This window comes from Fibrisoma montanum, from assembly GCF_003583365.1.
GTDB lineage: Bacteria > Bacteroidota > Bacteroidia > Cytophagales > Spirosomataceae > Fibrisoma > Fibrisoma montanum.
Map to the genome: position 1 here is coordinate 97594 of NZ_QXED01000006.1, position 26822 is coordinate 124415.

A 26822-nucleotide genomic window follows, 5' to 3' on the forward strand; every position below is an offset into this window, starting at 1 on the left:
CGAAAGATATCAAATGCCCTACGTTCTACCTATAGCCGTCACTTTATCAACCCAATACGCCCTGCATTCAATCAGCCCTCTGCAGCGACACCTGCACCCCTTTTCGCAGCGTATTGTGAATTTCGGCAACCGTGTCGACGTAGTGAATCAGGTCCTGAATCTCACTCTCGGGGCTATCGGACTCAATCTGCACCCGGTAGCTGATGTTTGACGCCGGGTCGCCTTCCCCACCGAACTCGCCGGTGACCGTTACATCGACCGATTCGATGGCCATGTTCCGTCGGGCGGCCTCGCGGTAGATGTCGTTGCAGAAGCAAGTGGCCAGCGCCAGAAACAACAGTTCTCCGCCGTTAACGGATGACCCTCCGCCCGCGGGTTTGCCGGGGATAGTGATCGTCTTCTGATTCCCCTGGGTGTTAACCGTTACGTCGTTTTGCTGACGGCTGTTTCGGATGGTGGCCGTTATGTTCATGCCTGGCTGTTGGGTTTGCAGTACGTATTGACTAATTACGAAAGTGCCTGGGGTGGTGGACTGCCGGCGGGCCGCGAATGATCCTCCGGTAGCGGCACAAACTCCTGATTGTCGGAAGGAGGCAGCAGGATTCGGCCTTCTTTCCAGTCGGCCTTGGCCTGCTCGATCCGCTCTTTCCGGGACGACACAAAGTTCCACCAAATGAAGCGTTCACCCAGCGGTTCGCCACCTAGCATCATCAACGTAGCGGACTCTTTGGCAACCAGTATCGGGTCCACGCTTTTCGTGAAAACCAGCATTTGACCGGCCGTGTAGGTTCGTCCGGCTACCTCAACACTGCCTTTAGCCACGTAAATAGCCCGCTCAGCATGTTCCTTCGGCAGTCCGAACCGCACGCCGGGTTGCAGTACGACGTGCAGGTAAAACATCGGTGAATGCGGTTTCACACCGTTGCGTAAGCCGAAGGCATCGCCCGCGATCAGCCGCATCCAGACACCGGTTTCCGTGAAAACAGGCAGTTGATCGGCGGTGTAGTTCGTGAACGAGGGCATGGCTTCTTCGTCTTTTTCCGGCAAGGCCACCCACGTCTGAATCATTTCCAGCGTACCACCGGCGAGGGCAGCCGGATCTTCAAACCGTTCCGAATGGGCAATACCCCGACCGGCCGTCATCCAGTTGACTTCGCCCGGCCGAATCACCTGCTCCACTCCCAGACTGTCGCGGTGAGTCACCTGCCCGCCAAACAGATAGCTGACGGTCGACAGGCCAATGTGCGGATGCGGCAGTACGTCCATCGAATGAGCCGACTGCGGCTGAATGGCCACCGGACCCGCATGGTCCATAAAAATGAAGGGACCGACCATCCGGCGCAGTCGAAAAGGAAGGATCCGGCGCACCTCCATCCCTGGTCCAATGGCCGCCTGGCGAGCCTCGATAACAATGTCCAGCATACCTTGAATAAACTGATAATTTTTGAAGAAGCAATATTCCCCCTCCTTGTCTCTAGGGCGCTCAACGGTCGAAGGCCTGAGGTAGTTTGTCTTATTTCAAGATCGTGGAAAATACGTATAAGCCTGACCGTCACCGGCTAGCTCGTCCTGGAAGATCCAGCTTATGATAAAGCATACAAATTGATAATCAGCTTTTTTACTCTAAAATAATATGATAGTTTACCGTAAAAACGTAAATTTACTCAACTGATTTCCACCGTCGTTGTTATACCGTTTTCCACTGTACTTATTTAATGCACCCATCTGACACGCAGCATTCATTCTCATATTTTGAGAGCGACCGGGGTATGGTGCAGCAGATCCAGACCTTCGACTGGTCGGTGACTTCCCTCGGCCCAACTCGGGTATGGCCCCGTAGTTTACTGACTACGGTTGATACCCTATTGAGTGCCGACTATCCGATCTGCTTGTTTTGGGGAAGCGAGTACACCTTTCTGTATAATGATGCCTTTGCGCTGCTCACTGATCGAGCCGAACGTGAGCTATGCATTGATGCAGCGGCTGTCTGGCCGACCCTGTGGGCTACCGTGAAGCCGCAGGTCGATGCCATCCTCAGCGGCAGCACCGCCGGCCGGCTTACCAATATCCCGATTCCGATGAACAAGGCTGGCCGATCACAACCCGCCTACTGGGATCTTTCGTTCGGCCGGGTCAAAGAGAAAGAAGCCATCGGGGGTGTGCTGCTAACCCTTCTCGACACAACGCAGCAGGTACTGACCCACGATTCCCTCGAACAACTCCACTTTTCGCTGGATTCCTGCGAACTGGGCACCTGGGACCTGAATCCAGATACCCTGCGGTTCAGCTGCAATCAGAAGACAAAAGAGATTCTGGGCCTGCCCCAGATCGATAACAACAGCCTGCAGGCCGCCCTGAACGAGATTATAACGGCTCCCGACCGCCTGAACGTGCAGGAAGCGCTTCAACAGGCTTTGCGTCCTTCTTCGGGTGGTCATTACGATGTAACGTACACCATTGTTAATCCGCTCACCAGCGAAACCCGAATCATTAGATCGAGGGGTAAAGCGTACTTCGACCGCGACGGAAAACCCATCCGGTTCAACGGCACCAATCAGGACATAACTTCCGAAGAACAGTTCAGAGGGCGGCAGGAAAAACTACAGCAGCTCGTCGAGAATGCCAAAGACTTTATGGGTATGGCTACCATCGGCGGGCAGATGACGTACATGAACGCGGCCGCCCGGGCGCTGGTTGGCCTGACGCCGGAACAGGACCTGACCCAGATTCAGATTAAAGATTTTTATTCGCCCGATCAGTTTCAGGTCGTGAAAGAGGTCATCATACCTGCGCTCGAAAACGATGGGTACTGGTCGGGGATCGTCAGGATCCGACATTTTCAGACAGGCGAGGAAATTCCCTGCTACGGTAACTACGCACTGGTACATGATACGGTTACTGGTAAGGTTATCTCCCGCGCCGTAACACTCCGGGATTTGCGCCCGGAACTCGTAGCCCGCAAAGAGCTGGAAGACAGCGAAAAGCGGTTCAGGAACCTGGTACAGGAAGCCCCCGTAGCCACGGCCATCTACGTTGGTCGTGACATGAAGATTCAGTGGGCCAACGATGCCATGATCAGCCTGTGGGGCAAAGACAAATCGGTCATCGGTAAAACCGTGCGCGAAGCCCTGCCGGAACTGGAAGACCAGCCTTTTCATGGGTTGCTGGAACAGGTATACACCAGCGGAAAGATGTACCAGGCTACCGAAGATCAGGGCGATCTGGTGGTCGATAACGTACTTCAGACGTTCTATTTCAACTTTAGCTACAAGCCGCTGCGGGATACGGAAGGCAATGTATACGGCATCCTGAACATGGCTATCGACGTTACGGAGCAGGTGAAGACCAAGCGTCGGCTGGAGGAAAGCGAAAAGAACTTCAGGAACCTGATTATGCAGGCGCCTGTCGGCATCTGCCTCCTTACGGGCGATAACTTCCTGATCGAACTGGCTAATGACCAGTACATGGAGCTCGTGGGTAAAAAGCTGGATGGGTATCAATACCGATCCATCTGGGACTTACTGCCCGAAGCCAAAGAACAGGGGTTCCCGGCTTTGCTGGAGCAGGTAAAGCAAACCGGCAAGCCCTATTTTGGGCATGAGCAGGAAGTAATTCTTCTGAGAAACAACAGGCCGGAAACCCTGTTCATCAATTTCGTGTATGAGCCTCTCCTCGACGAAAATGGTAAAACGCACAGCGTCCTGGTCATTGCCATCGACATTACGCAGCAGGTTACGTCCCGGCAATTGATCAAGGAAGCCGCCGACCGGGCCCGGCTGGCCGTCGAATCCGGAAAGTTAGGTACGTACGAAGTCGACGTTCAAACGCAGCACGTCATTCCGTCGCCCCGGTTCAACGACCTGTTCGACGTAGACGGCGCAGCCGGGCAGCCGGACTACGTCTCCCGGATTCACCCCGACGATCTGCTCCAGCGAAAATCAGCCCATGAAAAAGCCCTCGAAACGGGTCTGCTGACGTATGAGTGCCGGATAAACCGACGCGATGGCACCCAGAACTGGTTACAGATTTTCGGGCAGTATTACTTCAACGAGGAACAGCAGCCTACCAAAATTATCGGTATCGTTCAGGATATCACCCAGCAGAAGCTCGCCGACGAAGAACGCGAAAAGTTTCTGTCGATTTCCCACTACAGCCGCGACTTCATCGGCATGTGCGATATGCAGATGAAAACACTCTTTGTCAACAAAGCCGGTGTCGACATGCTGGGCATGGAAGGCAACGTACTGGAAATCAGCTTATGGGATTGCTTTTTTCCCGAAGACCATGCGTATCTGCGTGATCACTTCTTTCCATTAGTCAAACAGAAAGGCCACGGCGAGGTGGAGATTCGGTTCCGCCATTTCAAGACCAATCAGCCACACTGGGTCATCTACAGCGTGTTTATCATTCACGACAGCAAGGGCGAACCAGCCGTAATGGCAACCATCAGCCGGGATATTACCGAGCGAAAAACCATGGAAGCCGAACTGGAACGGCGCGTTAAAGAACGTACCTCCGAGCTGGAACGACTCAACGAAGAATTACAGCAGTTTACCTTCGTATCGAGCCACGACCTGAAGGAACCTCTGCGGAAAATTCAGCTGTTTGCCGGCCTGGCGCAGCAGGAAGTCGGTCAGGTTGATACGCCGTTAGTAAACTACCTGGAAAAGGTAAAACTCTCGGCTAATCGCATGTCGGGCCTGCTGACCGACCTGCTGAACTACTCAACCCTGGCCAACCCGGAACGAACCGTTGAAGACATTGACCTCAACGAGGTAGTTCGGGACATTGAAGACGATAACGAACTGTTGATTCAGGAGAAAAACGCGGTGCTTCGTACGAACCGGCTTCCGACGGTTCAGGGTGTTCCGTTCCAGTTGAAGCAGTTGTTCTACAATCTCGTAAACAATGCACTGAAATTCAGTAAATCCGGTGTATCCGTACAGATTCAGATCATCGCGGCTGAATTAACTCCCGACGAAAAACGCGCCATGCAGCTACCCGAAACCGATACGTATTTCAGAATTAATGTTATTGACAACGGAATCGGTTTCCGGCAGGAGTTTGCCGAAAAAATATTCGTGGCTTTCCAGCGACTGAACGATAAAAAACTCTACTCAGGCAATGGCATCGGCCTGTCGATCTGCAAGAAAATTGTCGAAAATCACAAAGGTAAACTAACTGTCCGGTCGGCTGTTGGTCAGGGTACGGTGTTCACCCTGCTTCTTCCCCGCAAGCAATAGCGCCGTTCTGTCGGGCGACTCGCGAAGCAGGTACGTCATAACGATCAAACACCCAAACACAACGGCCCGCCAGAAATCTGGCGGGCCGTTGTGTTTGGGTGAGCAATGCCTTAATTGATCTTCAGTACGGCCATAAACGCTTCCTGTGGAATCTCTACGTTACCGACCTGACGCATCCGCTTTTTACCCTTCTTCTGCTTTTCGAGCAGTTTGCGTTTCCGCGAAATATCACCACCGTAACACTTGGCCAGTACGTCCTTACGAAGCGCTTTCACCGTTTCGCGGGCGATGATTTTCTGCCCGATAGCCGCCTGGATGGCAATCTCGAACTGCTGGCGCGGCAACAGTTCCCGCAATTTTTCGCACAGCTTCTTTCCCCATTCATACGCCTTATCGCGGTGAACAATGGCCGACAGCGCGTCGACCCGGTCGCCGTTGAGCATGATATCCAGCTTTACCATGCTCGATTCGCGGTTACCCAAAAACTCGTAGTCGAGCGAGGCATAGCCACGAGAAATGGTTTTCAGCTTGTCGAAGAAGTCAAACACAACCTCGGCCAGCGGCATCTCGAACTGAAGCTCGACCCGGTCGGCAGTTAGGTACACCTGGTTCTTCAGTATACTCCGCTTGTCCATGCAAAGGCCCATAATCGCCCCGACGTACTCGGCTTTGCTGATGATCTGCGCTTTGATGAACGGCTCCTCAATCCAGTCAATCGTACTCGGATCGGGCATTTCGGCCGGAGCCGACACCACCAGCGTTTCACCCCTGGTCGTGATCACCTCAAACCGAACCGACGGCACGGTCGTGATTACGGTCATGTCGAACTCGCGCTCCAGTCGCTCCTGCACGATTTCCATGTGCAGCATCCCAAGAAAACCGCACCGGAAACCAAAGCCAAGGGCCGCCGACGTTTCGGGTTCCCAGACCAGGGCTGCGTCATTGAGCTGAAGCTTTTCCATGGCTTCGCGCAGGTCTTCAAACTCGCTGGTGTCTACCGGGTAGATACCAGCGAAGACCATCGGCTTCACCTCTTCAAACCCCTGAATTGGCTTGCTGGCCGGCTGTTCGATGTGCGTGATGGTATCCCCCACCTTGACCTCTTTCGCCACCTTGATCCCGGAGATCAGGTAGCCTACGTCGCCACACTCGATAACATCCCTGGGTTCTTTGTCCAGGCGGAGCGTACCGATTTCGTCGGCGAAGTACTCTTTGCCAGTCGCCATGAATTTAACCCGGTCGCCCTTTCGGATGCGGCCATTCACGTTCCGGAAAATAACCTCGATACCCCGGTAAGAATTAAACACAGAGTCGAAAATGAGAGCCTGTAACGGACCGTCGGGATTCCCTTTCGGGGCCGGAATCCGTTCAACAATAGCCGCGAGGATTTCCGGAACGCCGATACCCTCCTTTCCGCTGGCTGGGATAATTTCGTCGCGTTCGCAGCCGAGCAGGTCCACCATCTCGTCCTTTACCTCCTCCGGCATAGCCCCCGGCAGGTCGATCTTGTTCAGGACGGGGATGATCACCAGGTCGTTGTTCATCGCCAGATACAGGTTTGAGATCGTCTGCGCTTCGATACCCTGCGAGGCATCGACCAGCAGCAAGGCGCCCTCGCAGGCTGCAATCGACCGCGACACTTCATACGAGAAGTCAACGTGGCCCGGCGTATCGATCAGATTGAGCGTGTACGTTTCGCCCTGATAGGTATAATTCATCTGGATCGCGTGGCTCTTGATGGTGATGCCCCGCTCGCGCTCCAGATCCATATCGTCCAGCAATTGCGCCTGCATATCGCGTGCTCCGACGGTCTTGGTAAATTCGAGAAGCCGGTCGGCCAGCGTACTTTTGCCGTGGTCAATGTGGGCGATAATGCAGAAATTCCGGATATGTTTCACGTAGCTGATTACGGTTTATAACGTACTATCCATAACGTAGTTGTTATAGGTGTACATTCATAAAACACAAAATTAGACAAAAATGTCCGTTGGCATACTGCCAAAGTTGATTTAGGTTTATCAGGTCTTTTATGAAGCCCGGCAGGCTCGGTTAAACCGGCACCCAAACAAAAACCGCGGCATCCCAGATGCATCGCGGTCTTTGCTCGGCTTCCGATTCGTAATTCGTTAACGGGGTGGCTGATTCTCCGCCCGCTTCGACCGGTTGGCCGACTCTTTCCTGCGCGCCCGGTCTTCACGGCGCGTAGCCTTCTTTACACCACGCGGTGATCCCGAGGTTGTCAGTTCTGACTGAGCACTGTCGCCGGGCACAATTCCCAGCATACCCGAGCCGACTGCCGTAACGGTCATACTGTTGACATTGCTCGTGGGGGTGTTGACGGTCTGTCCGCTGTAGTAACCGGCCCCGGTTGAGGCCGTCGACCCTCCACTCTGCCCGCCAGTCATCGACTGAGCCTGAACGGAAAGCGAACCCATAGACACCGCGATCGCTCCTATCATCATACCTGCTTTCATATCCGTGTCTGTTTAGCGTCTGTATGAGATAAACCAGCCAGCGCCGGGAAAGGCCAGCCGACGGGGGTGATCTGAGTGAATGGCACCCGGCCAATGCCGTATAAAACAAACAACGCCGGTCTCATCGCGGAGCCGGCGTGTCTAATTACACTTCATCAACAAACTAAAAACCAAATTTCGCGTTTTTATTCGAAAAATCGAATAATCAGGCTGTAGGAGGGGGACTCGAACCACCCACGGTGCAGTTAGCCACAGTACAACATCTGGTGGTCAACCCCAGTCGTCCCGAAAGGAAGAACCATTCTGGACGGCATTATGCTGCGTTTATCCCGTTATCACCACCCCCGAGACAGGAGGGCACGTCTGCCAATTTCGACACCCTACAGTGTGAGAAACTTTGTCAAATTAGCCGGCGTGTGACCCCGTTCGACTAACTTGACATTGCAAAGTTAATACAGATGCAGTCCCTATTGCAAATTTTTTATGAAAATTTCGTAAAATTTAGAAAATACGTAAAATAAGGCTATTTTTGTTGACACTTCTCAAATTCCACGTAACTATGTCGGAGAAAAATTTAGAAATTGATAATGTTGACCTGAAGATCTTAACCTTACTAATGCAGGATGCCAACATGCCGTACACTGAAATTGGTAAGCGCATCTTCGTATCGGGGGGCACCGTACACGTCCGAATGAAAAAAATGGAGCAGATGGGAATCGTAAAAGGTTCTCAACTGGTCATAGACTACACCAAGCTCGGTTGGGACATCAGCGCCTTTCTGGGAATTTACCTCGATAAAAGTTCCTTGTATGAAGAGGTGGCGGTTGAACTGATGCGAATTCCTGAAGTGGTCAATATTCATTATACTACCGGCGTCTACAGCATTTTCGCCAAAATCGTTTGCCGCGACACCCAGCACCTGCGCGAAGTATTACACGACAAAATTCAGAAAGTGCAGGGCATCCAGCGTACCGAAACGATCATTTCGCTGGAGGAGAGCGTCAACCGACCGATCCCCTTCGGAGACATCAAAGAGTAACAGGATCTACAATCTACAGCTTCACCCGGTACACCCAGAACGGATAATTTACCTTATTCTGACCACTATTGAATTTTGGCAGCCGCTCGTACTGCGCGACCGTTACGTACAGGTACCCGTCCCGACCGACCGCGTAACTATCGGGCCAGCGCAGCCGCTCGTCGGTCACGAGGGGTTCCAGTTTCCCGACGGGGGTGTAGCGTCGGATTGTTTTGGCCGGCGAATCGCCCATGTACACATTCCCGGCGCGGTCGGCGATCATCCCATGTGAAAAGCCGGCGTCGCCCAGGTCCTCCACCCCGGCCGCTACCTGATCGGGCGTCAGGGTCGAATCCGTCAGAAACCGGGTCTGGATACGGAACAGCCGCTTCTTCGTGATCGGCCGGTAGTAGAGATACGTAAAATCCGGCGTCAGAGCAATGCCATTCACGTTGCTGGAAAAAGGCTTGCCGGACTGGTCGCGGACTTCCTTGCCATCGATGGTCATCACTACGTTCGGATCGGCGGTCGTAGACGGGTGTTTCTGAAGCAGACTTCGACTCTTTCCGGTTTTCAGGTCGAGTACGACAAGGCACGCCCGGCTGGGATCCGACAGATAAGCCACCTGCCGACGGGAATCGACCTGTATGTCGTTCAGCCCGGCCTGAGTCAATGGCAAGTCGTCAAACCGATACACGGTAGTGACCCGGTTGGTACTTAGGTCAATACGTAACAGTTTTACGCCAGCGGGTTTGGGCTTACCCAGATTCGGATTGGCGGGGTCGAGCGCCCAGAGGATATCATCGTCGTCGATAAAAAGCGCCTGCAGGCTGATAAAGTGCTGCCGGGGAGCGGTCGTATCCCAGCGGTTCCAGTCGGCATCCGGATACGGTCGGCGCTGCCCGTCTGCGGTGACCTCAACCAGGCCATACTGATACTGATCAGTCCAGTGCGGAAAGCTCACAAACATCCGGCCGGATTTTGATATGGCCAGCCCAACCGGCTGATAACGCCCGAACGAATGGACCTGCTCCAGCACCCGGCCGTCTGACTGAGCAAACAGAGCCGACATGGCAACGCACCCGATCAGCAGCAGCAAAAGAGACTTTTTCATGACGTGAAGCGTACTTTTTCAGATGATGAACCCCCGTTAGCCGGATTTGTTGACCATTTTTTTACAACATTGTGGACAAAACTTTGGAGCACCTTGTTATATAGATCAACGTAATTGATTCATGCAACCTAAGATTCACGCTACTACCGTTGTTGGCATCCGACACAACGGGCAGGTTTCACTCGGAGCCGATGGGCAGGCAACCATGGGCAATACAGTCGCCAAAAGTAATGTCCGCAAAGTACGTACCCTGATGGGTGGTAAAGTCCTGGCGGGCTTCGCGGGTTCAACGGCCGACGCCTTCACGCTCATTGAACGGTTCGAAGAAAAGCTCAACAGCTATGGCGGGAACCTGAAGCGGGCTGCCATCGAACTGGCCAAAGACTGGCGCACCGACCGGTACCTCCGGCGGCTGGAAGCGATGCTGATTGTAGCTACCAAAGAAGACCTGCTGGTTATTTCCGGTACCGGCGACGTACTGGAACCCGACAACGACATTGCCGCTATCGGCTCCGGCAGCATGTACGCGCAATCAGCGGCCGTTGCATTGAAAAAACACGCATCCAGCCTATCGGCCGAGGAGATGGTGCGCGAGAGTCTGCACATTGCCGCCGATATCTGCATTTACACCAATCATAATCTGACCGTCGAAACGTTGTAACACCGGTTTGACATCCGTGCCTCGTTGTCGCAACCCTTGGTTTTATCCCGGAACCAACCACATTTAATTATATTTGCTACGTTTATATACGTCGCCCGATGAATCTTATCCGACAAGTACTACCGCGCACAACAAACCGACGCATCGCGTTAGGGTTTGCGGTTGCCCTGGTAATGATTGCGGTAGGGTTCCTGATGTCTTTCTACAGCTACACCCGCAACGGGGATGATAGCGCTGAAGTACGGCGTACGTATCAGACGATGGGGCAGCTGGAGGACATCCTCTCGACGGTCAAAGACCTCGAAACCAGCGTACGTGGGTATATGCTCAGTAACGACAGGTCGTTTCTGGAGCACTACGAAGCAGCGCTCACCTCGTTGCCCGTACGCATGAGAACGCTGCGGAAAAGCCTGGCCGACCACCCGTTGCAGCAGCAGCGGGCCGACAGCCTGGCCTGGATGATCGAAGAAAAGATGGTGTATGCCAACCGTCTGCTCCGGGAAGCCGACAACATGGATTCGCGCAGCAGACCGATCTACCTGCGGCTGGGTAAAGTGAAGATGGATCAGATCAGGCAGGCCGTCGCTACAATGATGGAAACCGAGCAGGCACTGATGAAAGAGCGAACGGCGCAGTCGGCCCGCTCCTATCGAAACACACTGTTGATTATCTTTGCCCTGTCGGTGCTAACGTTCATCAGCCTTATTATTTCGTACACGGTGCTTGAGAACGAACTGGACCAACGCCAGCGTACGGAAGATCAGCTCCGGTCGTATGAGCAGGAACTACGGGAAAAGATCCGGCAGTTGGAGGCCTCCAATGAAGAGCTGGAGCGTTTTGCCTTTGTGGCCTCGCACGACCTGCAGGAGCCGTTACGCAAGATTCAGTCGTTTGCCAACCTGATTTCCGAACGGTATAGCACGCTCTTTGACGACGACAGCAAGATGTTCCTGCGCAAAATCACGCATTCGGCTGAGCGAATGTCGCGGTTAATCAAAGATCTGCTTAACTTTTCGCGGGTATCTAACCAGCGAACAGGTTTCCGCCCGGTCCGTCTGGGCGACATTGTGCAGCGGGTGCTGGACGATCAGGAGCTGCGGATCAAGGGGTTGGATGTTGATCTTTCCGTTGATCGGCTGCCGGCAATTGAAGCCATACCGGTTCAGATGGACCATCTGTTCACGAACCTTGTGTCGAACGCACTCAAGTTCACCCGGCCGGGCGTTCGGCCTATGCTCAGGATCAGTGCCCGGGTGATCGACGGGAGTTTGTATCCCGAACTGATTCCTCAGAAGAGTTACGTGGAAATTACCGTCGAAGACAACGGCATTGGCTTTGACGAAAAATATTTAGACCATATTTTTAAGGTTTTTCAGCGACTGCACGGCAAAACTGTCTTTGAAGGAACCGGCATTGGTCTGGCTATCTGCAAACGGATTGTGGTTCATCATAATGGCTACATCACCGCCCGCAGCCAACCGGATCAGGGCTCGGTTTTCGTGGTGGTTCTTCCCGAACAGCAGTCGACTTTAGACTATGAGCAATCAACTTCAGGTGAAACCTATTCATATTTTGCTGGCTGATGACGATGAGGACGACCGGTACCTCACTCGGGAAGCCTTTCACCAGCATTTTCCGGTCAGCAAGATGTCGTTCGTGGAGGACGGTGAAGAGCTCATGGAATTTCTGAGTTTTTCCGGTCGTTACGCCAACGCTGGCCACAACCTGCCGGAACTGATCCTGCTGGACCTGAACATGCCCCGAAAAGACGGCCGCGAAGCCCTGCGTGAGATCAAAGCCAGCGATCAGCTGCGCCACATTCCGGTGGTGGTCCTGACCACGTCAGACGCGAAGGACGACATCGAAACGTCTTACTACAACGGAGCCAACAGCTTTATTACCAAACCTTCGACGTTCCAGCGGCTCAGCGAAGTGACCAAGGCCATTGGCCAATACTGGTTCAACGTAGTGACCATCTGCGAACACGAGGTAGAAGGGAAGTAAACGTGTACGGCGGCCGGCACTCCGGTAGTTTGTGCTTATGTTGGTCCACTAAATCGTCGGCCGCCTTAAATCGTACACCAAAACCTCACTTCCCCGTCAGGCCGACTAACCCGGCGAGGATTTTCTCCAATTGGGCCGTAACGGCCCGGTTCTGCCCAACCGTATATTTATTGACCAGTACGGCGAATGTCATCAGCTCGCCATCGGCCGAGGTGAAATAACCGGCGTAGGCCCGTACGCCTTCAATCGATCCGCTCTTGGCTCTGACGTTTCCCGCAGCCGCAGTCCTCCGAGCCAGCGTCCGCACCGTACCGGTTTCGCCAACCACGGGAATAGTCCCGTAAAACTGCGGAAATACCGATTCACGGCTCATCGCACTCAGAATCCCGGTCATGTTATCGGCCGTCAGGCCACCCACCGCCGACAGCCCGCTACCGTCTTTGATGCGGAAACCATCCAGGTTTACGCCTTTTTTGCGCCAGAACTCGGTTATTACTTTCACAGACGCATCCGTAGAACGAACGGATTTATCGAGTGCCCGGGCCGTTGTGCGGAGCAGTGCTTCGGCGTACAGGTTGATACTCTGAAAATTGGTTTGCTGCGCCAGTTCGAGCAAGGCCGGTGATTTCTGCTGATGCAGTATGGTTCGTTTACTCCCCTCTGCCGACACCGTAGCGGCCAGCCCCCCGCCTACCGACGACACCGGCCCCGCAACCGCTACCCCGTCGCGCTGCAGTTGGTCGCGCAGGGCAAACGCAGCAAAATAAGCCGGATCAGGCAAGGCGCCCTTAACGCTGAATTCACTGTCGCGGGCCGACGTACTGAGCGGCACTTTACCCGTCAGCCATTGCTGCGTGGCAAATGGCGCGCCGTAGATGTTTACCTGATCGCCGGTGCCGACCGCATCGGTCGTAACGCTGTTCGTAAACGTCATGTACGGTAAAGCCGGGTCTGTGCGCAGCACCCCGGCCGCAGCACCAACCGTCCGGCCGGGCTTGAAAAACACGCGGTACAGGTTTTCGTTGATATTGAGCGCACTCAGGCTGGCTCCGTAATAATTGCCCAGATCACCGTATGGCCACGTATCGGGCGTAGTGAGGTCGTCGTACAGCGTCGCATCGCCAACAACGCTCCCCTGTATCTGCCGAATACCCGCCTTCCGGACCGCATCCGACCAGATGGCCTGCACCGTAGCCAGGTCCGGGTAGCCCGTAAATCGCCAGCTACCCAGCGATGGATCGCCCGAGCCCCGAATGTAGAGATTGCCCGTCAGCACACTATCCTTAACCGTTCCGTCGTATTCAAGGGTAGTGATGTACGAATAGCTGCTGCCCAGCACTGCCAGGGCCGTACCCGTCGTTATCAGTTTCAGCGTGGAGGCCGACGGCAAACTCATACGGGCATTGTAGCCAATCAGTTCCTGCCCATCGCGGGCGCGCCGAACCGACAGCGCTACGGTGCCGAAGCGGGCGGCCGGTCCGGACTGGAAGGCTTCGACGGTAGCCAGCAGACGCTGGGTTGCTACGGTATCGACCGAGCCGGGCTGAACGAGCGGCAGATCCTGCGCCGACGAAATCGTGACCGACCAACTCAGAAACAGACTGACACAGAGCCAACGGAACGTAAACAGGGGCATAAAGTGAACTAAACGGTAGTTAGGCGATTCGGGCTTCATTTCGTAAGTTTGCAAACTTACAGAATTCATGCCACCAAACTTGTGTTAATTAAACCAATACGACACTTCGAACCAACGCAGAATAGTAAGCTGTACGCATGAAATTATCATTTCTGGGGGCCGCCCGGCAGGTAACAGGCAGTATGTTCCTGCTAGAGGTGGATGATTATCGCATCCTGATCGATTGTGGGTCGGATCTGGAGCGATCCAATGGCCAGACTCCCCCGATTACACCGCATACTGGATTTTTCCCTTTTGAGGCTTCCAGTATTAATCTCGTCCTGCTGACCCACGCCCACGTTGACCACTCGGGCAACCTGCCAAATCTATACCGGGAGGGCTACGAAGGCCAGATTCTTTGCACCGAACCGACCTATGCCCTCACCGAGGTGCTGCTTCGGGATGCGGCTACGCTGAATCAGAAGCGAATCAACGAACTCAACGCCAGCAAAAAGCAGCGCGTCAGGGACCGCCAGGCGCAGATGATGAAGGATCTGTACCTCGAAAAGCAGGTCCGGGAGACCATGACCAACGTCGTGCCGATTGCGTTCAACCGGCGCTTCAAGGTAGCCGACGGGATCGACGTAACGTTCGTTCCGGCGGGGCACCTGCTCGGCGCTGCGCACATTGTGATCAACGTACTGGAGAACGGCGAACGCAAGAGCCTGTGCTTCTCGGGCGATATTGGCCGGCGTAACTACCCGCTGCTCGTCGATCCGGCACCGGTGCCTCAGGTTGATTACCTGGTCTGCGAAAGCACGTACGGCAACCGGCTCCACGAACACAAGATGTCGCCGATGGACGCGCTGGCCGACGTTATTCAGCGCACCTGCATCGATATTCCCGGCCGACTGATCATTCCGTCGTTCAGCGTCGGCCGGACGCAGGCGCTGCTGTACACGCTGAACCGCCTGTACAACGAGCGCAACTTTCCGCCGATCAAGGTCTTCTCCGACAGCCCTATGGCTTACGAGAGTACGAAGATCTACATGCAGAATATCCGGCTGATGAATACGGAAGCCAAGGAATTTTACGAAGAAAACGAAGCGTTGTTCGACTTTCAGAATTTTGAATTCCTTGAGTCGTCGAAAGCCAGCAAGGCGGTTTCGAACTACGGCGAGCCGTGCATCATCATCTCATCGTCGGGGATGGTACAGGGTGGTCGGGTCGAATACCACGTAGCGGCCAACATCAGCAACCCGTATTCAACGATCCTGATCATTGGCTACTGCGCCGAAGGGACGCTGGGCTGGCGGCTGCTCAACGGGCAATCGACACTCACCATCAAAGGCAAGGAGCACCAGGTGATGGCCAGGATCGAACGGACAGACGTATTCAGCGGTCATGGCGACCGGAACGACCTGATGCAGTTCGTGCAGATGCAGTCGCCCGAAACCCTGCGACGCCTGTTTTTAGTGCATGGTGAGTACGAAAGTATGGAAGCGTTCAGAGACACCCTCGCCGAAGCCGGTTACCCACAGGTAGAAATTCCCCGGCGCGGACAAACGTATGAATTGTAACAAGGAGGAAAGGAGAAAAGGAAGAAAGGAGAAAAGGGGGCAATGGCTTCCCACCCTTTCTCCTTTCCTCCTCTCCTGCTCTTCTCCCTTTTTATGAGAACATATCTTGATTTTGAAAAGCCCATCGCCGACCTTGAATCGAGGTTAGAAGAAACGAAGGCACTGGCCCAGAGCAGCAACGTCGACGTTAGCCAGGCGGTTGAGGTGCTGGAGCAAAGCATCGAAAAGCTGCGCCGGGAAATCTTTCAGAACCTTACCCGCTGGCAGCGCGTTCAACTGTCGCGCCACCCGGACCGCCCCTACACACTCGATTATATTTCGCTGATGTGCAGCCAGTTTATCGAACTGCACGGCGACCGTACCGTTCGCGACGATCCGGCCATGATCGGTGGTTTCTGCGAACTGGACGACCAGGCGGTTATGATCATTGGCCAGCAGAAAGGCCGTAATACGAAGCAACGGCAGCAACGTAACTTCGGTATGGCCAATCCGGAGGGCTACCGTAAAGCCCTGCGGCTCATGAAGCTGGCCGAAAAATTCAACAAGCCCATCATCACGCTGATCGACACGCCGGGGGCTTTTCCGGGCCTCGAAGCCGAAGAACGGGGTCAGGGCGAAGCAATCGCCCGCAACCTGAAGGAAATGTTCATGCTGAAGGTGCCGGTGATCTGCATCATCATCGGCGAGGGCGCATCGGGCGGGGCACTGGGTATCGCTATCGGCGACCGGGTGTTCATGCTCGAAAATACCTGGTACTCGGTGATTTCGCCGGAATCCTGCTCCTCTATTTTGTGGCGGAGCTGGAATTTTAAGGAACAGGCCGCCGAAGCGTTGAAGCTGACTGCCAAGGACATGGCAACCTTCAACCTGGTGGATGGCATTATCGACGAACCGCTGGGTGGCGCGCATACCGACCACGGCGCAATGGCCCTGCATCTGAAGGAGGTCATTCTGAAAAGCCTGGCTGAACTGAATGCCCTCGACCCCGATGAACGAATCGACCAGCGGATCGACAAGTTCTGCTCGATGGGCGTTGTGGTCGAGTAAATGAATGTAGTGAGGGTTAGAAAGCTACAGTCTCTTTTACCCCAACCCTCTGAAGGGGGCTTAGCGCTGCTAGAGTTAGATAGCTGAGTTTGGCGGAGCTAAGCCCCCTTCAGAGGGTTGGGGGTAATACCTTATCTGACAGCTATCAAACTGGCTGGTTCAATACGCTTTCCAGATCGGCCGGTGAATAATTGATGTTCTTGAGCGTTTTGTGGTCGACGTCGCGGTAGACCAGATACCGGCCGTCCGATTCGATGTAGTGGCAATCCACACCCTGGCTGCGGTAATGGGCGACGGTTGCTTCGGCTTCCTCAACCGTCAGGCAGGCCTTACTCATGTTCGACCGCTGCACCTCTTCGAACAATGCTCTGAACTTATCGCCCAGCCCAAATTCAAGCACTGCCCCCGACAATACGTATTGCAGATCGCAGAGTGCGTCGGCCACCGCTACGATATCACCAGCTGCGATAGCATCCCGGAACTCGTCCAGTTCTTCAGCCAGTAACGAAACACGCAGCCGACACCGGGCCTCGGACGGAATCTGAGGGGTGTCCAGCACGGGCGCATGGAATGTACGGTGAAATTCGGCGACCTGATTGAGGGAATCGGGGGATTGCATAGGATGTCTTGTTTTCTTCGTGCAAATCTCCGTTTCCTGCGGCTCTAAACAAAGCCTTCCGACGTAGCGATTCGCCTTTAGTGTTCCGGTTGACCTTAAACCCCTGCAGGCGGTCGGGGTCAAAAATCAGCAATCAGGTTGCTTTTCAGGAGCTTGATGGCAATCGCCAGCAGAATAATTCCGAATACTTTCCGCAGCACGTCCAGGCCGCCGGGCCCGATGCGCCGACCCAGCCAGGCCGACGATTTCAGGACGGCGTAGATCAAGATCAGGTTGAGCAGAATGCCAACCAGGATATTGACCGTCTGGTATTCAGCCCGGAGCGAAATAATGGTGGTGAGCGTACCGGCACCGGCAATCAGCGGAAACGCAATCGGGACAATATGAGCCGCCCCGCCCGCTTCCACCTCCGATTTAAAGATCGTCCGGCCCAGAATCATCTCCAGTCCCAGCAGGAAAATAATGAGCGCTCCGGCTACGGCAAACGACGATACGTCCACCCCAAACAGGCTCAGAATGCGTTCGCCTACGAACAGAAACGACACCATCAGCACCCCCGACACGATGGTGGCCTTTTCGGACTCAATCTGCCCTACTTTTTTACGCAGGTCAATGATGACCGGCAGGGAACCGACCACATCGATGACCGAGAAAAGAATCAGCGTAACGGATATAACCTCTTTAAAACTAAGCATACACTTACCGAGCAACCTACGGGCACTTCGGCTGTTCAGGGCCGGTAGGTACGTAAAAACGTTTTTAATTGTTCCCGCTCCTCGTCGTCAATAGCCGGGAAGTTAGCGATGCGGAACGTAGTGGTTTTCCAGTCGCCGTAGCCATTGCCGAGGGTGATACCCGCCTGCTGAGCGGCCACCTTCACGGCCTTGATGTCGGTGTCGCTGCCGGCTACGGCAATGACCGTGTCGGAGCGCAGGACCGGGTTCTGAATGAGCAGCTTCCAGGGCGAATCGGCTAGCTCCTGCTCAAAAAACACGTACCAGTCGGCCGCTTGCCGGCGAATTCGCCTGTCGACCTCGGCAATGGGCGGTACGTGTTGAAGAACCCGCATCAGCAGGTAGATTCCCAGTCCGTTGGGCGTGTAGGGAGTCTGGAACTTAGCGAAGTTTTCGTGAATGAACAGCAGACTGTTGTAATGGTCATTTTCGCCGATGATCTCGGCGCGTTTCAGCGCATCGGGCGAATAAACGAGTACGGCCAGTCCGGCGGGCAGTCCAAAGCATTTCTGCACCGACGCAAACCAGACGTCGGCCAGCGGCCAGTCGAACCCCAGCCCCGCCATCGACGACACCGCATCCACGGCAATCAATCCCGAAAACTCGCGACGAAAATCAGTCAGCGTGTCCATTCGAACCTGCGTACCGTTGGAGGTTTCGTTCTGCACCACACACAACGTATCGGCCAGTTCGGGGTCAAGCAGCGGTTTGATCCGGTGGGCGTATTCCATCCATTTTTTTCCGAACGCGCCCCCGTAGGGATGCAGGCTGGAGGTAGCCGTCAGCGACTGCGCAACGATCTCCCAGCACTCCGTTGCCGACGATACGAGTGCTACGTGGTAGTCGGCCGGAATGTCCAGTTTTTCGTGCAGCAGCCGAACGGTTTCTTTCACTACGTCCATAAAGCCTGCGCTCCGGTGGTTCAGGCTTACAATACCCTGCTCCACAGCTTCCTGAGCGTACTGAGCCACCTGCGGATACACCTTAGACGGACCAGGATAGAAGGTTGGCATATCGTGCTTACAACGTTAAAAGGTAACGAATGGCCAGTTCGTAGCCGGTCAGGCCCAGGCCTACAATAACGCCTTTGCACTTGGGCGACAGGTAGCTGTGGTGCCGGTACGACTCACGGGCGTGAACGTTTGAAATATGGACCTCCACGGCCGGTGCCGTCACGGCCCCCAGCGCATCGGCCAGGGCAATTGACGTATGGGTTAGCGCCCCGGCGTTGATCACGATACCGTCGATGTCGAAGCCCAGTTCGTGAATTTTATCCAGCAGTTCACCCTCGTGGTTTGACTGAAAATAGCGTAGTTGCACGTTGGGAAACTGGTCTTCGATCGTTTTGAGATAGTCCAGAAACGATTGACTGCCGTAAATTGCCGGTTCGCGCTTCCCCAGCAAATTGAGGTTGGGGCCGTTAATGATCAGAATCTTTTTCATGTTTGGTCCGTCGTTTACTGTTTTCAGTGATTGAACCGGTCCCGTAAATCGTATCCCGACAACCCTTTACCGAAAACCGACCGTGTGGCAAAGTTATATAAACGCCTTTAAGAACTACCTTACGCTCGAACGGTCGCTGTCCGAAAACTCGGTCGAAGCGTATCTGCACGATGCCGAGAAACTGTACGAATACATACTGCTGACCGAGCCGGCTCTCTCGCCCATGCAGGTATCAGAAAAGCAGTTGATGAATTTTCTGGCGTATCTGGGCGAACTTGGGCTGTCGGCCCACAGCCAGGCCCGGATGCTGTCGGGGCTGAAATCGTTTTTTAAGTACCTGCTGCTCGAAGGCCTCATTGACCACGACCCGACCAAGCTTCTGGAAGCGCCCAAACTGGGTCGTAAGCTCCCCGATACGTTGAGCTTTCCGGAAATTGAAGCGATGCTGGCCGTTATTGACCTGTCGACGCCCGGCGGCACCCGCGACCGGGCCATGCTCGAAGTGCTGTATAGCTCCGGCCTGCGCGTGTCCGAACTCCTCGACCTGCGGCTGACCAACTGCTATTTCGATGCGGGCTTCATCCGGATTCTGGGCAAAGGCAGTAAAGTCCGGCTGGTTCCGATTGGGCAGGACGCTATGCACTACACCCGAATTTACATCGACCACGTCCGTAGCCAGCTTAATGTTCAGAAAGGAGCCGAAGATCTGGTCTTCCTGAACCTGCGCGGGAGTGGGTTGTCGCGGATTTCGGTGTTCACAACCATTAAACGGATAGCCGACGAAGCCGGGATTCAGAAGAACATCAGTCCGCATACGTTCCGGCACTCGTTCGCGACGCACCTGATCGAGGGCGGTGCCGACCTGCGGGCGGTGCAGCAGATGCTCGGTCATGAGTCGATCACGACCACCGAAATCTACACCCACCTCGACCGCGACTACCTGAAGCAGACGTTGCGCGAGTTTCATCCGCGGGCCGCCGGCAAGGGGCACAGGGCCAGGGGCTGACACTGTGGGTACGCCCCTGGCTTCCCCACGCCCTTGGCCCCATGCCCTGCTGCAAAAAAGTCCCCGCTATCAACCGACGGCGGGGACTACATATCCACTTTACTAACCCAAAACCACATGGAATCGGTACTAGGCGTCGGCCATTGATTTTTCGCCGACGAACTGATGTTCGGTATGCTTGAAAAGCAGATTGAAAGAAGTCAGGCTTCCGTATATGCGGGTGATGTATTGCTGGATGTTTACCTTTTCTTCATCGTCGAGCGGGCTGGCATTGACCCGTTGTTCGAGTACCCGGAGCCGGTCACGTACCATCACAATCTTATGAAAGAACGTATCGATCGGAATTTCTTTGGCGGCCAGGTCGGTCCGGCCCGGTTTCAGGATCAGCTTGCCGCCTTTCCACTTGTCGCCCAGCGGCACCACCTCCGTCTGATCGGCCCACCGCTGCAGCACCCGCGACAGGGTCTGCTCTACGTCGAAAAGGCTGACCTGATCGCGGTCGAGTTCTATTAAGTCAAGTACGTCGAAGGGCGAATCGAACTTGAGAACTTTTACGCCGTGCTGGATGAACGTAACGACGTAGCCGGTTGATTTTACGTTGATCACCACCCCATCGCCAAATTCGGCGTGGTGGACGCGGGAGCCAATGCCCAGAAGGGTCGTCATGCTGTTGTTCTTAGTAGGGTTCGTTGCAGGTAAAACAAACCCCGTGCCAGATTCCAGCCGACGCTCCGTAATTTATGCTGTCTGGGCTGTTTGCTTACTGCTCATACAATTCGAGGGGCAGGCCATCGGGGTCGGCGAAAAAGGTGAAGCGACGGCCCGAGTGCTCATCGACCCGAATCGGCTCCGTATCGACACCGTGCTCATTCAGATGCGCGACGGCGGTGTCGAGGTCCGCGACGGCAAAGGCCAGGTGCCGCAGCCCGACGGCTTCGGGCCGCGACGGGCGTTTGGGCGGATCCGGAAACGAGAACAGTTCAATCTGGTAGCGGTCGTTGACAGCCAGGTCCAGTTTATACGACTGTCGCTCGGCCCGGTATACCTCCTGCAGGATGGTTAAGCCCAGCACCTCCGTATAAAACCGCTTCGACACGGCGTAATCTGAACAAATAATGGCAATGTGGTGAACAGCCGATAAAGTAAGCATGTGAGTCAGGGCGTATAAAGCGTATCGGCCGCGAGCGTATCTACCTGGGTTCCGTCGATTTCCGTTACCGGATCCTCGCCGGGCAGGGCCCGTTCGACCTGTTTACGCCGGTTCCAGGGGGCTGTTGTCCGGCGGGCCATGTCGATGGCAAATAAGGCAACGATGGCCGTAAAAACAATGAAGACAATGATGAATAGGCGTCGGTTACGGTTCATGCTACTCGTTACTTAATTGTTTGGGAGCAATCTGAAAATCAATCTGGCCCGTTCGTCCGGAGACTTCCGCCCAGCTCAGATCCTCAAACCGAACGGCCACAACCGCCCCCTTGCTCATTGACCCTACGTCCTGGTGCGTCAGAAACTCCGCAAAATACGATACGTCGGGGTTATGCCCCACAATAAAAGCCGCCGTGCACGTATCGGGCAGGGCATTTACCGCGGCCAGGTACGCTTTGGGGCCACCGTCAAACAAATCAGGGTCCTGCCGAATCTGGTCAACGTCGTAACCAATCTGCTCGGCAACGCCCCGGGCGGTATCGCGGGCCCGGGGGGCCGTGCTGCTGACGATTATATCGGCCCGAACGGCGTGTTCGTGCAGGTACCGGCCGATGCGGGCAGCCGCAATGATTCCCTCAGGTATCAGTTCGCGGTCATGATCCCGCTGAAAGCTGGCCCGGTCTTCCGCCTTGGCGTGACGAACGATGTAGAGTGTTCGTTGCATGAATTTTACTTAATTTGTGGCCCAATATCGGACCATGTACTGAATACGTTACAAAACTAACGACTTGTTGAAGGATGGCGAAACATCCATCAATCAAAACAGTATTCGTAAAAGATGGTTTATGTTAGTAGGTTGGTTACTTATAAGTATAAATACTAAGCGGCTGGTGGAGTGCGCGCAGAGTTATGCGATTTCAAGGTGAGAATTGTACATTATCGTTCGGGCTTTCGTTTGAAGGTGATACGGTCTGGTTAAACGCAACAGTTTGGCCACAGCGGCAGCCATTGCATGACGTACATCAGCCGCATCCCCGCCTTCGTTTTACCACTCAGTTGCCTCAGAAGGACATCCTTCAGCTTCAGCAGTGGCTTACGTCCAATTCGGATGAACCGCTGCATTTTACCGATCCCATTCGGCTGGTCCGGCGCGTCAAAACCGGTGAACACGACGAAACTGTCCGGCTCGAACTGGATTATTACTTACAACCTGAGCCCGCCTGGTGGGACTGGGAGGTATCATTTCCACTTAAAATCCGGCTGGAGATGCGTCCCGCAGAGTTCAATTATCTGACCAACGCCCTCAACCGCGAACAATGGTCGAGGGATCTGACCTGGTAAGCGCTCGTGTTGAACCTTTCGGAAGTTGTCGTTAGACAAATTTCAGCGTTTTCCACATAAGGATGTATAGTATGTATATACGTCGAAAAGGGCTGTTTTGTAGAAGGCAGGGTTAAACAAATACCCGGCACAGGCAGCATGCACCTCGGCGATTCAACGCACTTTTGTACCTTTGCCCCACCAAAACCATCCGGTAGCCAGTTGGCATGAGTTATTTACCAATACAGCAACTTCTTCAAGCTACGCCGGGCACAGACGTGACCGTCAAAGGCTGGGTCCGCACCAAGCGCGAAAGTAAAAACGCCGTTTTTATCGCCATCAACGACGGCTCCACCATCAACACCATCCAGGCCGTTGCCGAAGCCGGCCAGCTGCCGGACGATCTGCTCAGGCAGATTACGACCGGTGCCTGCGTGGCCATTACGGGGCAGCTCGTCGAATCCATCGGCTCGGGCCAGAATGTAGAGGTTAAAATCACCGACGTGCTGGTGTATGGCCCCGCTGATCCGGAAAAATATCCGCTGCAGCCCAAGCGCCACTCGCTGGAGTTCCTGCGCGAAATTGCCCACCTGCGTCCGCGGACCAATACGTTCAGTGCGATTCTGCGGGTACGGCACGCCCTGGCCTTTGCGGTGCACAAGTATTTCAACGACAACGGGTTTTACTACCTCAACACCCCCATCATCACGGCCTCTGATGCGGAGGGAGCAGGCGAGATGTTCCGCGTAACAACCCTCGACCCCGTGAACCCGCCCCGCACCGAAGACGGGAAAGTGGACTACAGCGAGGATTTCTTCGGCCGTGAAACCAACCTGACCGTATCCGGTCAGTTGGAAGGAGAACTCGGGGCATTGGCATTGGGTAAGATCTACACCTTCGGGCCGACGTTCCGGGCCGAGAACTCCAACACCACCCGCCACCTCGCCGAATTCTGGATGATTGAACCGGAAATGGCTTTCCATGAACTGGAAGATAACATGAACCTGGCCGAGGAATTTGTCAAGAGCGTTATTCGCTACGCCCTCGATCACTGCGCCGACGACCTCGCTTTCCTGGACAATCGCCTGAAAGACGAAGAGAAAACCAAAAAGAAAGACGAACAGAGCGACCTGAGCCTGCTCGAAAAGCTGCGGTTCGTGGTCGACAACCAGTTCGAACGGCTCACCTACACCGAAGCTGTCGATATTCTGATTAATTCAAAACCGGCCAAAAAAGGCCAGTTTCAGTACGAAGTGAAGTGGGGCATCGACCTGCAATCGGAGCACGAACGGTATCTGGTAGAGCGCCATTTCAAGAAACCGGTCATTCTGACCAACTACCCGCGGGCGATCAAGGCGTTCTACATGAAGCAGGACAGCGACCCCGCCACCAACAGCCGGGGTGACGTCTTTGGCCCAACCGTTCGGGCCATGGACGTACTGTTTCCGGGTATCGGCGAAATCATTGGCGGCTCACAGCGCGAAGATGACCTGGATAAACTCGTTGCCCGCATGCAGGAAGTAGGCATCGAACCCGAAGCGCTCTGGTGGTACCTCGATACGCGCCGGTTCGGTTCAGCGCCCCACGCCGGCTTTGGGCTTGGTTTCGAGCGCCTGGTTCAGTTCGTAACCGGCATGGGTAACATCCGCGACGTTATTCCGTTCCCACGGGCGCCGAAATCCGCCGAGTTTTAAAAAGGTTTACGGTATTTGGTTTACAGTGATTGACGCCCGCCCTCTGCTGAAGTCCATAAGCCAAATACCGTACCCTGACTCCTGTAAACCGAATACCGGTAAGACCGTATGATTCCTCTGCTTATTTTCCTGGCCATGGTTCCCGGCTTTGTGGTCGTAGGGGTGTACCTCGAACGCAAAGTGTCGGCGTTTATACAGGACCGTCTGGGACCGATGGAAGTAGGAAAATATGGTTTACTTCAGCTATTCGCCGACCTGCTGAAGCTGCTTCAGAAAGAAGACATTGTTCCGACAGCCGCCGACCGCCGGTTGTTTCTGCTGGCACCGGCAGTCATTTTTGCCTCCGTTTTTGCGGGCTTTGCCGTACTGCCCCTGTCGCCCGATTTGCAGGGCTCCGGCGCTGCGGTGGGCGTTTTTTACCTGATGGCAGTCGTTTCGTTCGACGTAGTCGGCATTTTGATGGCGGGCTGGGGATCCAACAACAAGTATTCGCTCTTTGGCGCGATGCGGTCGGTTGCCCAGATCATCTCCTACGAAATTCCGCTCGGGCTGACCATTTTGTGCGCCGTTATGATCTGCCAGACGCTCAATCTACAGGAAATCAGCTTTCAGCAGGGCATTTACACCTACGAACCAAACTACCTGTTCGGGATTCAGGCCCTGGGGATTGAGGTGACCGAATGGGGCGGCATTTTCAGCTGGAATATCCTGCGTAATCCGTTCCTGCTGGTGGCCTACGTGATCTTTTTCATCTGCACACTGGCCGAATCCAACCGCGCTCCGTTCGACCTCCCCGAAGGCGAATCAGAGATCGTGGCCGGCTACCATACCGAGTATTCCGGCATGCGTTTCGCCCTGCTCTATCTCTCCGAATACGGCATGATGCTGCTGGTGTCGTTTCTGGGGGCTATTTTATTCCTCGGTAGCTGGAACACTCCCCTGCCGAACCTCGGCCCCATTCGCCTGGCCGACTGGACCAGTGGCGAACCCGGAACCGTCTGGGGCTACATAACCGGGGTGTTCTGGCTGCTGTCGAAAGCCCTGTTTGCGGTTCTGCTCCAGATGTGGGTCCGGTGGACTTTTCCGAGGGTTCGGGTCGATCAGATGATGTTTCTCTGCTGGAAAGTATTGACTCCGGCCGGGCTGCTGCTACTGCTGTTGTCGGGAGTCTGGCGGCTGCTCATGGTATCCTGATTCAAATTTGTCTCCCCAAAACAAAGTAGTACCTTTGCGGTCTTTTTAGTATACAATGGGGGTATTACATCCTGAACCAAACGAAGATATAGCCTGGCGAGTGGCCTGGCAGTCAGCGGTTTTCCGCCGGAAAGTTGTCATAGGCATCGTTGCTTTAGTGCTTTTACTGATTGCATTTCCTTTCTTTTTTCAGGCCATCGAACAGCACACCGGCCCCGTGCTGAACGACTGGGTACTGAGTCAACTACCCGCCCGGGATATGTCTCTGCCCATCTTCCTGTTGATCTGGTCAACGGGCGTTCTGCTGCTGGTTCGGGTTCGGCGCGACCCGGCTATGTTCATGACCTTTGTTTACAGCTACCTCATTGTGAGCCTGTCGCGCATGGTAAGCATTAGTCTGGTTCCGTTGAATCCGCCGGTGGGCTTACTGCCGCTCATCGATCCGATCAGTAATGCATTCTACGGCCGGACGTTTATTACCAAAGACCTGTTTTACTCGGGGCATACCTCTACAATCTTCCTGATGTTTTTGTGCCTGCGTCGACGGTGGGACAGGTTGTTTGCCCTGGCCGGTTCGTTTGTGGTGGGCCTTCTGCTGTTGATCCAACATGTACACTATACCGTTGACGTAGTGGCTGCCCCGCTCCTAACGTATCTGTTCTTTCGATTGGCCAAACGTATAGCGTTGTCAGGCTGGAACAATACTGCCCCGGTTAAGTCTCCGGAAAGTTCAGCTACAACGGAATAACCCTACTCCCCTCTCTATCCCTACATCTACATTTGACAATTTATTCTCCCGGCAGAAAAATCTGAATCAGCCTGTTCGTAATATTGGCTTAACAAATCGGAAGGTACATATATGCATATAAAATTTTAAATCTATAGTTTTTGTATTTTTTCCGAAAAATTA

At 54.5% G+C, this 26822-nt stretch carries 26 protein-coding genes; 12 read left to right on the forward strand and 14 right to left on the reverse strand.

Annotation, left to right across the window (positions count from 1 at the left end):
- Nucleotides 1-67 precede the first annotated feature (67 nt).
- Both DYU11_RS20470 and DYU11_RS20475 read right to left on the reverse strand, forming a co-directional pair.
- On the reverse strand, nucleotides 68-472 hold the full coding sequence (locus DYU11_RS20470) for an OsmC family protein (protein WP_119669589.1): 405 nt from the start codon (nucleotides 470-472) through the stop codon (nucleotides 68-70).
- A 35-nt stretch (nucleotides 473-507) separates the two neighbouring features.
- Complete coding sequence (locus DYU11_RS20475; protein ID WP_119669590.1) at nucleotides 508-1422, reverse strand: pirin family protein; 915 nt, start codon at nucleotides 1420-1422, stop codon at nucleotides 508-510.
- Nucleotides 1423-1715: 293 nt separating this feature from the next.
- Between DYU11_RS20475 and DYU11_RS20480 the strand changes: the two genes are divergently transcribed.
- Nucleotides 1716-5243 (forward strand): PAS domain-containing sensor histidine kinase, encoded by a 3528-nt coding sequence (locus tag DYU11_RS20480; RefSeq protein WP_119669591.1) that lies wholly within the window; start codon nucleotides 1716-1718, stop codon nucleotides 5241-5243.
- A gap of 110 nt (nucleotides 5244-5353) precedes the next feature.
- Here DYU11_RS20480 and lepA read toward each other — a convergent pair whose 3' ends face one another.
- Together lepA and DYU11_RS20490 are read right to left on the reverse strand one after the other, a co-directional pair.
- Nucleotides 5354-7141: a translation elongation factor 4 gene (gene lepA, locus DYU11_RS20485; RefSeq protein ID WP_119669592.1), complete on the reverse strand. Its 1788-nt coding sequence runs from the start codon at nucleotides 7139-7141 to the stop codon at nucleotides 5354-5356.
- Between the two features lie 228 nt (nucleotides 7142-7369).
- Nucleotides 7370-7717, reverse strand: a complete 348-nt coding sequence (locus tag DYU11_RS20490) for a hypothetical protein (protein ID WP_119669593.1) — start codon at nucleotides 7715-7717, stop codon at nucleotides 7370-7372.
- A 559-nt stretch (nucleotides 7718-8276) separates the two neighbouring features.
- On the opposite strand from DYU11_RS20490, the gene DYU11_RS20495 reads away from it, so the two are divergent.
- Nucleotides 8277-8756, forward strand: a complete 480-nt coding sequence (locus DYU11_RS20495; protein WP_119669594.1) for an Lrp/AsnC ligand binding domain-containing protein — start codon at nucleotides 8277-8279, stop codon at nucleotides 8754-8756.
- A gap of 13 nt (nucleotides 8757-8769) precedes the next feature.
- Here DYU11_RS20495 and DYU11_RS20500 read toward each other — a convergent pair whose 3' ends face one another.
- Entirely contained in the window at nucleotides 8770-9849 is a 1080-nt protein-coding gene (locus DYU11_RS20500; RefSeq protein ID WP_119669595.1) for an SMP-30/gluconolactonase/LRE family protein, read from the reverse strand.
- Between the two features lie 121 nt (nucleotides 9850-9970).
- On the opposite strand from DYU11_RS20500, the gene hslV reads away from it, so the two are divergent.
- The 3 genes from hslV (at nucleotide 9971) to DYU11_RS20515 (ending at nucleotide 12514) form a co-directional block, all read left to right on the forward strand.
- Nucleotides 9971-10510 (forward strand): ATP-dependent protease subunit HslV, encoded by a 540-nt coding sequence (hslV, locus tag DYU11_RS20505; protein ID WP_119669596.1) that lies wholly within the window; start codon nucleotides 9971-9973, stop codon nucleotides 10508-10510.
- Between the two features lie 98 nt (nucleotides 10511-10608).
- Nucleotides 10609-12093, forward strand: coding sequence for a sensor histidine kinase (locus tag DYU11_RS20510; RefSeq protein WP_119669597.1), 1485 nt, complete (start codon nucleotides 10609-10611; stop codon nucleotides 12091-12093).
- Nucleotides 12047-12514 (forward strand): response regulator, encoded by a 468-nt coding sequence (locus DYU11_RS20515; protein ID WP_119669598.1) that lies wholly within the window; start codon nucleotides 12047-12049, stop codon nucleotides 12512-12514. The genes DYU11_RS20510 and DYU11_RS20515 overlap by 47 nt, the downstream gene beginning before the upstream one ends.
- A gap of 85 nt (nucleotides 12515-12599) precedes the next feature.
- Here DYU11_RS20515 and dacB read toward each other — a convergent pair whose 3' ends face one another.
- Nucleotides 12600-14189 (reverse strand): D-alanyl-D-alanine carboxypeptidase/D-alanyl-D-alanine endopeptidase, encoded by a 1590-nt coding sequence (gene dacB / locus DYU11_RS20520; protein ID WP_119669599.1) that lies wholly within the window; start codon nucleotides 14187-14189, stop codon nucleotides 12600-12602.
- Between the two features lie 98 nt (nucleotides 14190-14287).
- On the opposite strand from dacB, the gene DYU11_RS20525 reads away from it, so the two are divergent.
- Together DYU11_RS20525 and DYU11_RS20530 are read left to right on the forward strand one after the other, a co-directional pair.
- Nucleotides 14288-15709 carry an MBL fold metallo-hydrolase RNA specificity domain-containing protein gene (locus DYU11_RS20525; RefSeq protein WP_119669600.1) on the forward strand — a complete coding sequence of 474 codons (1422 nt, stop codon included), beginning with the start codon at nucleotides 14288-14290 and terminating at the stop codon, nucleotides 15707-15709.
- A 93-nt stretch (nucleotides 15710-15802) separates the two neighbouring features.
- Nucleotides 15803-16756: an acetyl-CoA carboxylase carboxyltransferase subunit alpha gene (locus DYU11_RS20530; protein WP_119669601.1), complete on the forward strand. Its 954-nt coding sequence runs from the start codon at nucleotides 15803-15805 to the stop codon at nucleotides 16754-16756.
- A 145-nt stretch (nucleotides 16757-16901) separates the two neighbouring features.
- On the opposite strand, the gene DYU11_RS20535 is transcribed toward DYU11_RS20530, so the two are convergent.
- The 4 genes from DYU11_RS20535 to aroQ form a co-directional block, all read right to left on the reverse strand.
- Nucleotides 16902-17375: a pyrophosphohydrolase domain-containing protein gene (locus tag DYU11_RS20535; protein WP_119669602.1), complete on the reverse strand. Its 474-nt coding sequence runs from the start codon at nucleotides 17373-17375 to the stop codon at nucleotides 16902-16904.
- 119 nt (nucleotides 17376-17494) lie between these two features.
- Nucleotides 17495-18070, reverse strand: a complete 576-nt coding sequence (locus DYU11_RS20540) for a MarC family protein (RefSeq protein ID WP_119669603.1) — start codon at nucleotides 18068-18070, stop codon at nucleotides 17495-17497.
- A 35-nt stretch (nucleotides 18071-18105) separates the two neighbouring features.
- Nucleotides 18106-19122 carry an aminotransferase class V-fold PLP-dependent enzyme gene (locus DYU11_RS20545; RefSeq protein WP_119669604.1) on the reverse strand — a complete coding sequence of 339 codons (1017 nt, stop codon included), beginning with the start codon at nucleotides 19120-19122 and terminating at the stop codon, nucleotides 18106-18108.
- Between the two features lie 7 nt (nucleotides 19123-19129).
- On the reverse strand, nucleotides 19130-19552 hold the full coding sequence (gene aroQ, locus DYU11_RS20550) for a type II 3-dehydroquinate dehydratase (protein WP_119669605.1): 423 nt from the start codon (nucleotides 19550-19552) through the stop codon (nucleotides 19130-19132).
- 82 nt (nucleotides 19553-19634) lie between these two features.
- Between aroQ and xerD the strand changes: the two genes are divergently transcribed.
- Nucleotides 19635-20558 carry a site-specific tyrosine recombinase XerD gene (gene xerD / locus DYU11_RS20555; RefSeq protein ID WP_119669606.1) on the forward strand — a complete coding sequence of 308 codons (924 nt, stop codon included), beginning with the start codon at nucleotides 19635-19637 and terminating at the stop codon, nucleotides 20556-20558.
- 129 nt (nucleotides 20559-20687) lie between these two features.
- On the opposite strand, the gene DYU11_RS20560 is transcribed toward xerD, so the two are convergent.
- The 4 genes from DYU11_RS20560 to DYU11_RS20575 all read right to left on the reverse strand — a co-directional run bounded on the left by DYU11_RS20560 (nucleotide 20688) and on the right by DYU11_RS20575 (nucleotide 22428).
- Nucleotides 20688-21224 (reverse strand): DUF8685 domain-containing protein, encoded by a 537-nt coding sequence (locus DYU11_RS20560; protein WP_119669607.1) that lies wholly within the window; start codon nucleotides 21222-21224, stop codon nucleotides 20688-20690.
- A gap of 94 nt (nucleotides 21225-21318) precedes the next feature.
- Complete coding sequence (gene gloA2, locus DYU11_RS20565; RefSeq protein WP_119669608.1) at nucleotides 21319-21708, reverse strand: SMU1112c/YaeR family gloxylase I-like metalloprotein; 390 nt, start codon at nucleotides 21706-21708, stop codon at nucleotides 21319-21321.
- Nucleotides 21709-21713: 5 nt separating this feature from the next.
- On the reverse strand, nucleotides 21714-21923 hold the full coding sequence (locus DYU11_RS20570) for a hypothetical protein (protein WP_119669609.1): 210 nt from the start codon (nucleotides 21921-21923) through the stop codon (nucleotides 21714-21716).
- A gap of 1 nt (nucleotide 21924) precedes the next feature.
- Entirely contained in the window at nucleotides 21925-22428 is a 504-nt protein-coding gene (locus DYU11_RS20575; protein ID WP_119669610.1) for a SixA phosphatase family protein, read from the reverse strand.
- 284 nt (nucleotides 22429-22712) lie between these two features.
- On the opposite strand from DYU11_RS20575, the gene DYU11_RS20580 reads away from it, so the two are divergent.
- The 4 genes from DYU11_RS20580 to DYU11_RS20595 all read left to right on the forward strand — a co-directional run bounded on the left by DYU11_RS20580 (nucleotide 22713) and on the right by DYU11_RS20595 (nucleotide 26660).
- The gene (locus DYU11_RS20580; RefSeq protein ID WP_147367984.1) at nucleotides 22713-23045 is read left to right on the forward strand and encodes a hypothetical protein; all 333 of its coding nucleotides are present in this window, start codon (nucleotides 22713-22715) and stop codon (nucleotides 23043-23045) included.
- Nucleotides 23046-23251: 206 nt separating this feature from the next.
- The gene (asnS, locus tag DYU11_RS20585) at nucleotides 23252-24718 is read left to right on the forward strand and encodes an asparagine--tRNA ligase (protein ID WP_119669612.1); all 1467 of its coding nucleotides are present in this window, start codon (nucleotides 23252-23254) and stop codon (nucleotides 24716-24718) included.
- Between the two features lie 108 nt (nucleotides 24719-24826).
- Complete coding sequence (locus tag DYU11_RS20590) at nucleotides 24827-25912, forward strand: complex I subunit 1/NuoH family protein (RefSeq protein WP_119669613.1); 1086 nt, start codon at nucleotides 24827-24829, stop codon at nucleotides 25910-25912.
- A 55-nt stretch (nucleotides 25913-25967) separates the two neighbouring features.
- Nucleotides 25968-26660 (forward strand): phosphatase PAP2-related protein, encoded by a 693-nt coding sequence (locus DYU11_RS20595; protein WP_119669614.1) that lies wholly within the window; start codon nucleotides 25968-25970, stop codon nucleotides 26658-26660.
- Nucleotides 26661-26822: the final 162 nt, after the last annotated feature.

Bases quoted from the DNA above. Each gene is read 5' to 3' on its own strand.
- DYU11_RS20590 (WP_119669613.1), top strand. From the start codon at position 24,827: ATGATTCCTCTGCTTATTTTCCTGGCCATGGTTCCCGGCTTTGTGGTC.
- DYU11_RS20595 (WP_119669614.1), top strand. From the start codon at position 25,968: ATGGGGGTATTACATCCTGAACCAAACGAAGATATAGCCTGGCGAGTG.
- gloA2 (WP_119669608.1), bottom strand. From the start codon at position 21,708: ATGCTTACTTTATCGGCTGTTCACCACATTGCCATTATTTGTTCAGAT.
- DYU11_RS20495 (WP_119669594.1), top strand. From the start codon at position 8,277: ATGTCGGAGAAAAATTTAGAAATTGATAATGTTGACCTGAAGATCTTA.
- DYU11_RS20470 (WP_119669589.1), bottom strand. From the start codon at position 472: ATGAACATAACGGCCACCATCCGAAACAGCCGTCAGCAAAACGACGTA.
- DYU11_RS20510 (WP_119669597.1), top strand. From the start codon at position 10,609: ATGAATCTTATCCGACAAGTACTACCGCGCACAACAAACCGACGCATC.
- DYU11_RS20575 (WP_119669610.1), bottom strand. From the start codon at position 22,428: ATGCAACGAACACTCTACATCGTTCGTCACGCCAAGGCGGAAGACCGG.
- DYU11_RS20480 (WP_119669591.1), top strand. From the start codon at position 1,716: ATGCACCCATCTGACACGCAGCATTCATTCTCATATTTTGAGAGCGAC.
- asnS (WP_119669612.1), top strand. From the start codon at position 23,252: ATGAGTTATTTACCAATACAGCAACTTCTTCAAGCTACGCCGGGCACA.
- DYU11_RS20530 (WP_119669601.1), top strand. From the start codon at position 15,803: ATGAGAACATATCTTGATTTTGAAAAGCCCATCGCCGACCTTGAATCG.
- DYU11_RS20525 (WP_119669600.1), top strand. From the start codon at position 14,288: ATGAAATTATCATTTCTGGGGGCCGCCCGGCAGGTAACAGGCAGTATG.
- aroQ (WP_119669605.1), bottom strand. From the start codon at position 19,552: ATGAAAAAGATTCTGATCATTAACGGCCCCAACCTCAATTTGCTGGGG.
- DYU11_RS20475 (WP_119669590.1), bottom strand. From the start codon at position 1,422: ATGCTGGACATTGTTATCGAGGCTCGCCAGGCGGCCATTGGACCAGGG.
- dacB (WP_119669599.1), bottom strand. From the start codon at position 14,189: ATGAAGCCCGAATCGCCTAACTACCGTTTAGTTCACTTTATGCCCCTG.
- DYU11_RS20500 (WP_119669595.1), bottom strand. From the start codon at position 9,849: ATGAAAAAGTCTCTTTTGCTGCTGCTGATCGGGTGCGTTGCCATGTCG.
- DYU11_RS20535 (WP_119669602.1), bottom strand. From the start codon at position 17,375: ATGCAATCCCCCGATTCCCTCAATCAGGTCGCCGAATTTCACCGTACA.
- DYU11_RS20540 (WP_119669603.1), bottom strand. From the start codon at position 18,070: ATGCTTAGTTTTAAAGAGGTTATATCCGTTACGCTGATTCTTTTCTCG.
- DYU11_RS20515 (WP_119669598.1), top strand. From the start codon at position 12,047: ATGAGCAATCAACTTCAGGTGAAACCTATTCATATTTTGCTGGCTGAT.
- DYU11_RS20490 (WP_119669593.1), bottom strand. From the start codon at position 7,717: ATGAAAGCAGGTATGATGATAGGAGCGATCGCGGTGTCTATGGGTTCG.
- DYU11_RS20560 (WP_119669607.1), bottom strand. From the start codon at position 21,224: ATGACGACCCTTCTGGGCATTGGCTCCCGCGTCCACCACGCCGAATTT.
- hslV (WP_119669596.1), top strand. From the start codon at position 9,971: ATGCAACCTAAGATTCACGCTACTACCGTTGTTGGCATCCGACACAAC.
- DYU11_RS20545 (WP_119669604.1), bottom strand. From the start codon at position 19,122: ATGCCAACCTTCTATCCTGGTCCGTCTAAGGTGTATCCGCAGGTGGCT.
- DYU11_RS20570 (WP_119669609.1), bottom strand. From the start codon at position 21,923: ATGAACCGTAACCGACGCCTATTCATCATTGTCTTCATTGTTTTTACG.